6 protein-coding genes are annotated in these 4,958 nt (G+C 70.0%); 3 read left to right on the top strand and 3 right to left on the bottom strand.

Annotated elements, in window-relative coordinates; genetic code table 11:
* Window positions 1-51: 51 nt before the first annotated feature.
* Together ACWGDX_RS39190 and ACWGDX_RS39195 are read right to left on the bottom strand one after the other, a co-directional pair.
* Window positions 52-1,692 carry an MDR family MFS transporter gene (locus ACWGDX_RS39190; RefSeq protein ID WP_453633590.1) on the bottom strand — a complete coding sequence of 547 codons (1,641 nt, stop codon included), beginning with the start codon at window positions 1,690-1,692 and terminating at the stop codon, window positions 52-54.
* Between the two features lie 124 nt (window positions 1,693-1,816).
* Window positions 1,817-2,527 carry a TetR/AcrR family transcriptional regulator gene (locus tag ACWGDX_RS39195; protein WP_453633592.1) on the bottom strand — a complete coding sequence of 237 codons (711 nt, stop codon included), beginning with the start codon at window positions 2,525-2,527 and terminating at the stop codon, window positions 1,817-1,819.
* A 303-nt stretch (window positions 2,528-2,830) separates the two neighbouring features.
* On the opposite strand from ACWGDX_RS39195, the gene ACWGDX_RS39200 reads away from it, so the two are divergent.
* Entirely contained in the window at window positions 2,831-3,034 is a 204-nt protein-coding gene (locus ACWGDX_RS39200) for a cold-shock protein (protein ID WP_041994569.1), read from the top strand.
* A 262-nt stretch (window positions 3,035-3,296) separates the two neighbouring features.
* The gene (locus tag ACWGDX_RS39205; protein ID WP_453633584.1) at window positions 3,297-3,722 is read left to right on the top strand and encodes a pyridoxamine 5'-phosphate oxidase family protein; all 426 of its coding nucleotides are present in this window, start codon (window positions 3,297-3,299) and stop codon (window positions 3,720-3,722) included.
* Between the two features lie 72 nt (window positions 3,723-3,794).
* Here ACWGDX_RS39205 and ACWGDX_RS39210 read toward each other — a convergent pair whose 3' ends face one another.
* The gene (locus ACWGDX_RS39210) at window positions 3,795-4,436 is read right to left on the bottom strand and encodes a histidine phosphatase family protein (RefSeq protein ID WP_453633586.1); all 642 of its coding nucleotides are present in this window, start codon (window positions 4,434-4,436) and stop codon (window positions 3,795-3,797) included.
* 180 nt (window positions 4,437-4,616) lie between these two features.
* On the opposite strand from ACWGDX_RS39210, the gene ACWGDX_RS39215 reads away from it, so the two are divergent.
* Window positions 4,617-4,880, top strand: coding sequence for a type B 50S ribosomal protein L31 (locus tag ACWGDX_RS39215; protein WP_453633588.1), 264 nt, complete (start codon window positions 4,617-4,619; stop codon window positions 4,878-4,880).
* Window positions 4,881-4,958: the final 78 nt, after the last annotated feature.

Raw genomic sequence — 4,958 nt, forward strand, 5'->3', positions numbered from 1 at the left:
CGGAGCCCGACGCCCCCTTCCCTGTCCGCGCAGGCCGGTCGGCCGAGGCGGTCAGCCCACCGGGGTGGGGGGAGTGGCCGAGGAACTGTCCTCCGCCCGTCCCCGCTTGCCCTCCTCGGTCTTACCCACGTCGGTCTTACCCTCCTCGGCCTTGCCTCCGTCGGCCTTGCTCGCTTCGGCCTTGCTCTCCTCGGCGAGCCGCTCCATACCGCTCGTCGTCTTGAGCGGCTTCTCCTTGAGGAAGAGGACGGCGACCAGCGCGAGAGCGGCGAAGGGGGCGGCGACGAGGAAGAGTTCCGCCGTGGCCACTCCGTAGGCGTGCTGCACGATCTCCCGCATCGGCGCGGGCAGCGTGGAGATGTCGGGTACGGCACCGTCGCCGCCGGACGCCGACTGGCCCGTCCCGGCCAGGCTCTTGGTCATCTCGGCCGTCACCCGGTTGGCCAGGATCGCGCCCAGCACACTCGTACCGATCGTCCCGCCCATGCTGCGGAAGAACGACAGCACGGAGGTGGCCGCGCCGAGTTCGGCCGCCGGTACATCGTTCTGCGCCGCGAGCACCAGGTTCTGCATCAGCATGCCGACGCCGATACCGAGAACGGCCATATAGACGCTGAGGAGCCCGAAGCCGGTGCCGGCGTCGATCGTGGCCAGCAGAGCGAGTCCGCCCGTCATGATCACGCCGCCCGCGATCAGATGGATCTTCCACTTGCCGGTCGCGCTGATGATCTGGCCGGCGACCGTGGAGGACACGAGCAGACCGAGGATCATCGGCAGGCTCATCAGCCCCGCCATGGTGGGCGACTTGCCGAGCGAGATCTGGAAGTACTGCGAGAGGAAGACGGTGCCGCCGAACATCGCCACACCGACCAGCAGGCTGGCCACCGTGGTCAGGGAGACGGTGCGGTTGCGGAAGATGTCCAGCGGGATGACCGGTTCGGGGACCCGGGCCTCCACGAAGACCGCCGCGGCCAGCAGCACGACCCCGGTACCGGTCAGCGCGGCCGTCTGCCAGGACGCCCAGTCGAACTGGTTGCCCGCCAGCGAGGTCCAGATGAGCAGGGCGCAGACGCCCGCGACGATCAGGAACGCACCCAGGTAGTCGATCTTCACATCACGGCGGACCGTGGGCAGCCGCAGCGTGCGCTGGAGGATCAGGATCGCGGCCAGCGCGAAGGGCACCCCGATGAAGAAGCACCAGCGCCAGCCCAGCCACGAGGTGTCCACCAGCACACCGCCGACCAGCGGCCCGGCGACCGTGCCGATGGCGAAGACGGCGCCGAAGATACCGGCGTACTTGCCCAGCCGCCGGGGCGGGATGACCGCCGCCATGACGACCTGCGCCAGCGCGGTCAGACCGCCCGCGCCGATGCCCTGGACGACCCGGCTGAAGATGAGCAGCCCGACGCCCTGGGAGAAACCGGCGAGCAGCGACCCGACCACGAACATGGCGAGCGAGAGCTGGAGCAGCAGCTTCTTGTTGTAGAGGTCGGAGAGCTTGCCCCACAGGGGCACGGTCGCCGTCATGGCGAGCAGCTCGGCGGTGACCACCCAGGTGTACGAGGACTGGCTGCCGTGGAGGTCGGCGATGATGCGGGGCAGCGCGTTGGCGACCACCGTGCCGGCCAGGATGGCGACGAACATACCGGCCATCAGGCCCGACATGGCCTGGAGTATCTGCCGGTTGGACATGGAGCTCGGCGCCTGTTCGGGCGCCTCGGTTGCACTCAAGGTGTCCTTCTTCGAATGGGTGAGGAGAACGGAAGACAGGGGAGGGAGGGACGGGGGCGCGGGTCACGGGTTGCGCGGGGGCGGGTCATCCGGCGGGCGATGGTTCGGCGAGTCCGTCCGCCAGAAGGGTGAAGACACGCCGGAACACCTCGGAGAAGTCGGCGTCCGGGCCTTGTGCGCACCAGTGTTCGACGGCCACCCGTACGGCCGTACCGGCGACGGCGGCCAGAAGCCGCGGGTAGAGGCCGGGAGCCGGGCTGTCGGGGCCGTTCCCGCTCCCGCAGGCTCCCTCGGCGGTGGCGGTGGCGGTGGCGGTGGCGCTCGTCTCGTCCGGGGCGCGTGAGCCGAGCCGTACGGCGATGGTCCCGGCCAGTTCGATCTCCTCGGCCATATGCGCGCCGAGGCCCCTGACCAGCAGCCGGGGCGAACGCTGGAGCACGGTGGCCCGCAGCCGCCAGATCTCCTGCCGCTCGGCCACATCGACGAGTTCGGTGGCGAGCGCCTCGCGCACCGCTTCGACCGGGGACAGCTCGGCCGGTGCCTCGCGCACCGCCTGGCGCACCCGTTCACCGGCGTCCCGGTCCATCATGACGAACGCGTCGTCGTGGCTGTCGAAGTAGTTGAAGAACGTACGCGGCGAGACCCCGGCGGCCTCGCTGATCGCCTCGACCGTCACATTCTCGGCGCCGTGCTCGGCGGCCAGTCGCACCGCCGCCTCCGCCAGGGCCGCCCGGGTGGCCCGCTTCTTGCGCTCACGGAGCCCCGGAGCCGCGCCTTCGTTCGTCACACCTTGCAGGGTATGCAAAAGTGCAGACTCCGCAAAATTGATTACAGGCCGATCATCCTACGGGTTGACTGAACGGGTTGGGCCGATCGCGGTCCGATACACGCCACGTGCGCAAGAGTTGGTCGTTTCTGTGGCTGTATCGCTTCGGGCCCTGTAGCGTCTTGATCAGCTGTCGTGGTTCCGAAGTACCGCTCGCCCGTGACGTGCCGTCACGGGCGTTTGTGCTGTTCAGCGTCTCTGCGGACCAGGGCGATCACCTCCGGTTCCCGCACCGTGCGGGAATCACGCGTCCCTTGAAACGGAGACTGGGCAATGGCCAGTGGCACAGTGAAGTGGTTCAACTCGGAAAAGGGCTTCGGCTTCATCGCGCAGGACGGCGGTGGCCCCGACGTGTTCGCGCACTACTCGAACATCGCGACCTCCGGCTTCCGTGAGCTCCAGGAGGGCCAGAAGGTCACGTTCGACGTCACACAGGGCCAGAAGGGCCCCCAGGCGGAGAACATCCTCCCCTCGTAACACAGCGTCCCGGAAGGCCTGAGAGGGCTGGGACGACAGGGCGCCTGTCCGGTGGAATTCCCTCCACCGGGCAGGCGCCCGCCGCGTTTCGGGCCCGGCGCGGCGCGTCGCGCCATCCCGGCGGGGATGGCTGCTCATGCTGATGGGGGCCCGCTTCCCGGGCGTCCGCGAGTCTCCACGGGCCTGCGCAGGCCTTCGCGGGTGTTCGCGACGGGGAGCGGCCGAGACGCCCCATCCCTGAGCGACAGACGGAGGAGATTCCGTGGCCCTGACCCGAGAAGAGCGCGAACAGTTCCTGGCCGAGCCGCATATCGGCGCGCTGGCGGTGAACGCGCCGGACGGCCGCGCTCCGCTCACCGTACCCATCTGGTACCAGTACCGGCCCGGCGGCGACCTCTGGATCCTCACCGGCCCGGCCTCCCGCAAGGGCCGGCTGATCGCGGCGGCGGGCCGGTTCTCCCTCATGGCCGAGCGGCTCCGGCCCACGGCGCGTTATGTCTCGGTCGAGGGGCCCGTGACGGCCACGGACCCGGCCGACGGCGACCGTCTGCGGGAGATGGCGACCCGCTATGTCCCGGCCGAGAGGCTCGACGCCTATATCGAGATGGCCACGCGCGACTACGGTGACCAGGTCGTCATCCGGATGCGGCCCGAGCGCTGGTACTCGTCCGACCTCGGCACGCTCTGACGCCGGACGCCGCGGGCCGGAGGCCGGACACCGGAGGTCCGACGCCGCGGGCCGGACGCCGCGCCGCCGCCGTCAGGCCACGTTCTCCTTCTCCCGTGCCGTGGCGCGCAGCAGGCCCTCGGGAAGGGCCAGATTCCACGCGGTGATCACCGGCCGGCCGTGTTCCGTACCGAGCCGGCAGACGGTCCCGGTGGCGAGCAGGAAGAGCGATCCCGCGGCCGGCGCCAGTCCGAGATAGCGCGCGGTGAGCACCCGGAGGAAGTGGGCGTGCGAGACGAGGGCGACATCCTCGTCGCCCGAGTCGAGCGCCTCCAGGGCCTCGGTGAGCACCCGGTCGGCCCGGTGCCCGACCTCCTCGGGACTCTCCCCGGGCTGGCTCGCGGAGCCGGGAACGACTCCGTCGGTCCACAGATCCCAGCCGGGCCGTGCGCGCTGGATCTCGGCGGTCGCGATGCCCTCGTAACCGCCGTAGTTCCACTCGCGCAGATCGGGTGTGACCCGGAAGGCACCGAGTCCGGCCAGCTCGGCGGTGCGGCGCGCGCGGGTCATGGGACTGACGAGTGTGAGACCGATACGGCGCTCGCGCAGCAGCGGAGCCAGTGAGCGGGCCTGGCTCTCACCGCGCTCGGTCAGCGGCAGATCGGTGTAGCTGGTGTGCTGCCCGGACAGCGACCAGGTGGTCTCTCCGTGCCGTACGAGGATCAACTCGCCCATGAGTGCCGCCCACTTCCCGCTCTCCGCGCCCGATCGCACCACGGGCCGCCCCGGGCCCGCACACCCCAGTGTCCCCGCTTTCGGTGTCCGGTACCCGGCGGGAATGCCACCGGCGGGCGTCGCGTTACAGGGACGTACCACTTGATGGAAGCGAATTCCACCATCAGGAAGGATTTTCGTATGAAGCCCCGTATTCACCCCGCCTCCCGTCCGGTCGTCTTCCGGGACCGTGCCGCGGGAGCCGCCTTCCTGACCCGCTCCACCGCGGACTCGGCCGAGCGCGTGGAGTGGGAGGACGGCAACAGCTACCCCGTCATCGACGTGGAGATCTCCTCCGCGAGCCACCCCTTCTACACCGGCAAGGGCCGTGTGTTCGACACCACCGGCCGGGTGGAGCGGTTCGAGCGCCGCTACGGCGCCCGGCGTTCCGCGAAGAAGAGCTGACGCCGTACGGCTCATCCGTGATCCGCGCGCATGAGGCGCGTGCGGGGGCTGTGCGGGACGTACGGACCTGTGTGAGAA

This window comes from Streptomyces sp. NPDC055025, assembly GCF_053608565.1.

Excerpts from the sequence above, each read along its gene's own strand:
- ACWGDX_RS39190 (WP_453633590.1), bottom strand. The coding sequence starts at position 1,692 with ATGTCCAACCGGCAGATACTCCAGGCCATGTCGGGCCTGATGGCCGGT.
- ACWGDX_RS39200 (WP_041994569.1), top strand. The coding sequence starts at position 2,831 with ATGGCCAGTGGCACAGTGAAGTGGTTCAACTCGGAAAAGGGCTTCGGC.
- ACWGDX_RS39210 (WP_453633586.1), bottom strand. The coding sequence starts at position 4,436 with ATGGGCGAGTTGATCCTCGTACGGCACGGAGAGACCACCTGGTCGCTG.
- ACWGDX_RS39215 (WP_453633588.1), top strand. The coding sequence starts at position 4,617 with ATGAAGCCCCGTATTCACCCCGCCTCCCGTCCGGTCGTCTTCCGGGAC.